Source organism: Allobosea sp. P1_A7, assembly GCF_056406775.1.
The window spans coordinates 1-5,584 of the sequence record NZ_JBFTZN010000429.1; the positions used below are offsets into that span (position 1 = coordinate 1).

The 5,584-nt window shown below is 65.0% G+C and carries 2 protein-coding genes and 1 pseudogene; 2 read left to right on the forward strand and 1 reads right to left on the reverse strand.

The genetic code is table 11. From position 1 onward, the window contains the following. Positions 1-28 precede the first annotated feature (28 nt). Positions 29-2,624, reverse strand: a pseudogene (locus AC1D34_RS35660) (Rne/Rng family ribonuclease). Between the two features lie 615 nt (positions 2,625-3,239). Between AC1D34_RS35660 and AC1D34_RS35665 the strand changes: the two are divergent. Next, the gene (locus AC1D34_RS35665) at positions 3,240-4,520 is read left to right on the forward strand and encodes an N-acetylmuramoyl-L-alanine amidase (RefSeq protein ID WP_441505389.1); all 1,281 of its coding nucleotides are present in this window, start codon (positions 3,240-3,242) and stop codon (positions 4,518-4,520) included. Positions 4,521-4,723: 203 nt separating this feature from the next. Next, a partial coding sequence (locus tag AC1D34_RS35670) for a transglycosylase domain-containing protein (protein WP_476826799.1) occupies positions 4,724-5,584 on the forward strand: 861 nt, incomplete at its 3' end.

The window sequence follows — 5,584 nt, forward strand, 5'->3', positions numbered from 1 at the left end:
CTGCGAGTGATCGCAGCGGCCGGAAGTCTTACTTGCGTCCGGCGAGCTTGTTCCACCAGCCGCCGCGCTTCGGCCGGTCCGGATCCGGCGGGGTCAGGACGACCGCGACGGGTTCCTCGACGACACGCGGGGCAGGTTCGGGAGCGGGCTCAGCTTCGGAGGTGATCGGCGTCTCGACCGGAGCAGCCGGAGCTTCGACTGCGGGGGCGGGAGCCTCGGCGGCGACGCCGTCCTCGGTGATCGGTACGACCTTCTTGCGTGCCCGACTACGCTTCGGCTTCTCGGCCGGTGCGGCCTCGGCGGCGACGGTCTCCGTCACGCCCTCGGCTGCCTTCGCCGCTTCGGGGGCTGCCTCTTGCTCGGTTTCGGCCTTGATCTTGCGCGTGCTGCGGCGGGCGCGGCGCGGCTTGGCCTCCTCGACGGCTTCGGCTGCAACCTCGGCGACAGGCGCTTCGGCTGGCTCGGCTACGGGAGCCGGGGTGGCTTCCGCGACAGCGGGGCTGTCGGCGTGCTCGTCGCCATCCTCGTCGCCTTCATCGCCTTCGGCGTCGCTGCCGCCCTCGATCTGCTGGCCGTTCGCATCGCGCTCGCCACCACGCCGGCGCCGACGACGGCGGCGGCGCTTGCGTCCGCCGTCCCCACGGGCTTCGCCATCGCCGCGTTCCGCAACGGCGTCTGCCTGGGTAGCGTCTTCCTGCTCGTCTTCGCTTCCTCCGGCGGCCTCCGCCTCGGCCGCTGCATCGAGCGCATCGTCATCGACATGCGCGATCGCCTCGGCCTTGAAGGGGCTCGGAACGACGCGGCCTTCATTGCCGACGAACTCGCCGCGCTCGACCTCGAAATAGCGGGTGCCGAGCAGGGTCGCGTCGGCCGAGACCGTGATCGCGATGGCGAAGCGTGTCTCGAGGTCGGTGAGATGCGCGCGCTTCTGGTTGAGGACATAGAGCGCCACTTCAGGCCGCGTCCGGACCGAAAGATTGTGCGAGGCGCTCTTGATCAGGGTCTCTTCCAGCGCGCGCAGGATCTGCAGCGCCACCGAGGAGGTCGAGCGGATCATGCCGGCACCCGCGCAGTGCGGGCAGGGGACCGAGGAGCTCTCGAGGACGCCGGTGCGGATGCGCTGACGCGACATCTCCAGCAGGCCGAAGGCCGAAATCCGGCCGACCTGGATGCGCGCACGGTCGTTCTTGAGGCAGTCCTTGAGCTTCTTCTCGACGGCGCGGTTGTTGCGATTCTCCTCCATGTCGATGAAATCGATCACGATGAGACCTGCAAGATCGCGCAGCCTGAGCTGGCGGGAGATTTCCTCCGCCGCTTCGAGATTGGTCTTGAGAGCCGTGTCCTCGATATTGTGTTCGCGGGTCGAGCGGCCCGAGTTGATATCGATCGCGACCAGAGCTTCGGTCTGGTTGATGACGATATAGCCGCCGGACTTCAGCGTGACGGTGTTCGAGAACATTGCGTCGAGCTGGCTCTCGACGCCGAACGAGGCGAAGAGCGGGGTCTGGTCGCGATAGGCCTTCACGCTCTTGGCATGGCTCGGCATGAGCATGCGCATGAAGTCCTTGGCCTCGCGGTAGGCCTCCTCGCCGGCGACATGAACCTCGTCGATGTCCTTGTTGTAGAGATCGCGGATCGAGCGCTTGACGAGGTTTCCTTCCTCATAGACGAGCGCCGGCGCGACGGAGCCGAGCGTGAGTTCGCGCACGCTCTCCCACATCCGCATCAGATACTCGTAGTCGCGCTTGATCTCGACCTTGGTGCGGGAGGCGCCGGCCGTGCGCAGGATGATGCCCATCCCTTCCGGCACCTCCAGTTCCTGGGCGATTTCCTTGAGGCGCTTGCGGTCCTCGGCATTGGTGATCTTGCGCGAGATGCCGCCGCCCTTGCCGGTGTTCGGCATCAGCACCGAATAGCGGCCGGCGAGCGAGAGATAGGTGGTGAGCGCCGCGCCCTTGTTGCCGCGCTCTTCCTTGACGACCTGGACCAGGATGATCTGGCGGCGCTTGATCACCTCCTGGATCTTGTACTGGCGGCGCGAGTGGCGCGGGCGCTCCGGCATATCGTCCAGGGCGTCGCCGCCGCCGAGCTGCTCCGGCTCTTCCTGCGGCTCGTCGTGGCCATGGTCGTCGCTGTCTTCGCCGTTCTCGTCCTCGTCATTCTCGGACGGACGGCGCGCTTCCTCGTTGTCAGCGGACGCCTCGCCGACTTCTGCAGAGGCTTCGATCACGGTCTCGAAGGTCAGCGGCGCAGCGTTCTCGACGACGGTCTCGTCACTCGATTCTGCGACCTCCGGTGCAAAATACTCGCCGAAGGCGGGCGCGCCTTCGTTGACCATGGCGGCTTCCTTGCCGTCGGTCTCGACGACATCGGCGCTGACGGTCTCGTCGTTGCTCGCCTTCTTGGCGCGTCCGTCGCGGTCACGCCGGCCGCGGTCGCGGCGGCCGCRCTTCTCGCGGCGTTCCTCGTCGCGCTCTTCCTCGCGGTCGGCGCGTGCTTCCTCTGCCCCGCAGCGGCTTGCGGCTGGCAGATTCGAAATCAAATTCCTCGACGCGCGAGCCGCGCACCACCACGACCCGGGTCTCTTCCGGGTGTGTTGCGTCGATAAGCATCTTGTTGGCCATAAGAGATTTCCATTGGCGCAGCCGCCGACAGGACCCGCCGGGCTGCGGAAGGATATCCGCTGCCGCGGGCAGGGGCGCCGCGCATGAGCCGGCATGAACCGGCATGTTGCAGGAGGGAGTGAGGGATCAGGACGCGATGGCGGATCGGGAAGCCTGCCCGGGCAAAAAGCCCGCCGCAGTCCCGAAGGTATGGACGATGCACCGATGAGCTAAGCGGCGTCGTATGCCCCGACATCTGACCTAACCTGCAGTGCGTGCGTCGAAGACGATTGCACCGCGTTTGCACGCTCGCGAAAGACTGCCATGCGTCGAACCTCATGCCTGACGCAGGCCGTCCGCGGACGATCCGTTGGCGGCTGCCCTGCCGCGACAAGTCCTGTAAGGGCCTGTCGCTTCGCCGTGTCCCGGACGCCAACGGATCCTCGAATCCGGATGCGCGCTACGGGTGGCTTTGCAATGCAACCACCCCCATTACAGACAGGTGACAGTGATTTGCAAGTCACATCGCTTGGGCAACATCATGGCGGTGGCGCCGGGGCGGTTCTCGCCATCACAATTGCGTGGTAACCGGCTGTTAAGCTTCTGCGTCGCTATGGTTAAGCCTTGGTGACGCCAATGGGATCCATTCGCCTGACGTTCCATTCCCACAGCGCTGGCCTGAACCGGCTGACGGTTTCAGGCGTGGTCCGTCTGATGCTCGGGTCCTGGTTGATTCTAGCGCCATGCGCGCCGGTAAACGCCAATCCTGCGCCCAGGCCTGCAAACGAGTTTCCAGTCGCGACCGATGCCAGGATCGAGCAGGCCGGTGAGGTCGTCAGGCTCACCATGGCGCTCTCGCGTCCCGTCGAGATCAGCGCCTCGGTGATGGCCGCGCCCGATCGGGCGGTGATCGACCTGCCATCGGTCAATTTCCAGGTTCAGCCGAATACGGCGCGCAAGAGTGCCGGCTTCGTCAGCGCCTTCCGTTTCGGGATGTTCACGGCCGATCGTTCCCGCATCATTCTGGATCTCGCTCAGCCAGCCGTGGTCGCGAAGGCCGAGGTCCGCAAGGTGCGCGGCGGATTCGGCGAGCTGGTCGTGGAGTTGAAGCGCGCAAGCCGGGCCGAGTTCCAGGCAGCTTCGGTGCGCCCGGCTCCGCAGTCGCAGGAGGGGCCGGCGTCTCAAGTGCCCAAGCCGCACGGCGAGACACGCCAACTCGTGGTGATCGACCCCGGACATGGTGGGATCGATCCCGGTGCCGTGGTTGCCTCGATCGCCGAGAAATCCGTCGTCCTCGCCTTCGGGCTGGCTCTGAAGGAGCAACTCGAAGCCGGCGGCCGCTATCGGGTGATGATGACGCGCGATGACGATACCTTCGTACCATTGGGGCAGCGCGTGAAGATCGCCCGCGCCGCCGGCGCCGATCTCTTCATCTCGATCCATGCCGATTCGCTGACGCAGGCGCAGGATGTGCGCGGCGCAACGATCTATACCGGCTCGGAGCGCGCCACCGACGCCGAATCGGCCCGACTCGCCGCCAAGGAAAACCAGGCGGATGCCGTCGCGGGCCTCGACGCGGCCGAGGACGTGCAGGACGTCGCGGGCATCCTGATGGATCTCGCCAAGCGGGAAACCCGGACATTCTCTTCGGTCTTCGCGCGAAATCTGGTCGAGAAGCTCGGCGGTTCGGTCAAGCTGCACAAGGTACCCTTGCGTTCCGCAGGATTTCGTGTCCTGACCGCGCCGGATGTTCCCTCCGTACTGATCGAGCTCGGCTATATGTCGAGCCCCAAGGATGCGGAGTTGCTGAATTCGCCATCCTGGCGAGCGCAGGCAGTCGGGGCGGTCCACAACGCGATCGATGGCTATTTCACCAGTACGCTTTCGGCTGGAAAAGCTGCCGCGAACCAACGTTGAGACCTGTTGATGCGGTTGGCGAAGATTGTGGTCGTTAGGCCACGGTTCCGCCATCTCAGCCGTGTTATAGACCTGATTTGGAAGCGACGAGGACGAGAGCTGGGAGCGAGACGGTGGCAGCCGTTTCTTGCACGAGATCGGCTCTGTTGCGGCGAACCCGGCGAGACCGGTCACTGCACAGCAATCAGGGGCATGGGCCTTAGATGCGGTTTATTCTGCGACTCTTCGGGTGGCTATTCGCTGCGGGCACGATCGTATTCGTCATCGGCGCGGTCGTGGCCGGCGGGTTCATCTGGCATTATTCGAAGGATCTGCCCGACTCGGCGCAGCTGCGGAACTATGAGCCGCCGGTGATGAGTCGTGTGCATGCCGGTGACGGCAGCCTGATCGCCGAATTCGCCCGCGAGCGCCGCCTCTATCTGCCGATCCAGGCGATTCCCAAGCTGGTCGTCGACGCCTATCTCTCGGCTGAGGACAAGAATTTCTACAAGCATATGGGTGTCGACCCTGAGGGGCTTGTCCGCGCGGCGATCACGAATTTTCGCAACCGCGCGTCCGGTCGCCGGCCGCAGGGCGCCTCGACCATTACCCAGCAGGTTGCGAAGAACTTCCTCGTCGGCTCGGAGCAGTCGCTGGAGCGCAAGATTCGCGAGGCGCTGATCGCGCTGCGCATCGAGGGGACCTATTCCAAGGACAAGATCCTCGAGCTCTACCTGAACGAGATCTATCTCGGAGCTCCGGCACCAGGGCAGGGCAGCTACGGCGTTGCCGCTGCCGCACTGAATTATTTCGGCAAGTCGGTGCATGAGCTGAACCTGCAGGAGGTCGCCTATCTCGCGGCTCTGCCCAAGGCTCCGACCGACCTTCACCCCTTCCGCAATCGCGAACGGGCGATCGAGCGTCGCAACTACGTGCTCGATCGCATGGCGGAGAACGGTGTGGTCAAGCGCGAGGAGGCCGAGGCCGCCAAGAAGCAGCAGCTCGGCGTCAACCCGCGTACGATTTCACCCAACAACATCGCGGCCGGCTATTTTGCCGAAGAGATTCGTCGCGAACTGCAGGAT

Excerpts from the sequence above, each read along its gene's own strand:
- AC1D34_RS35665 (WP_441505389.1), top strand. The coding sequence starts at position 3,240 with ATGGGATCCATTCGCCTGACGTTCCATTCCCACAGCGCTGGCCTGAAC.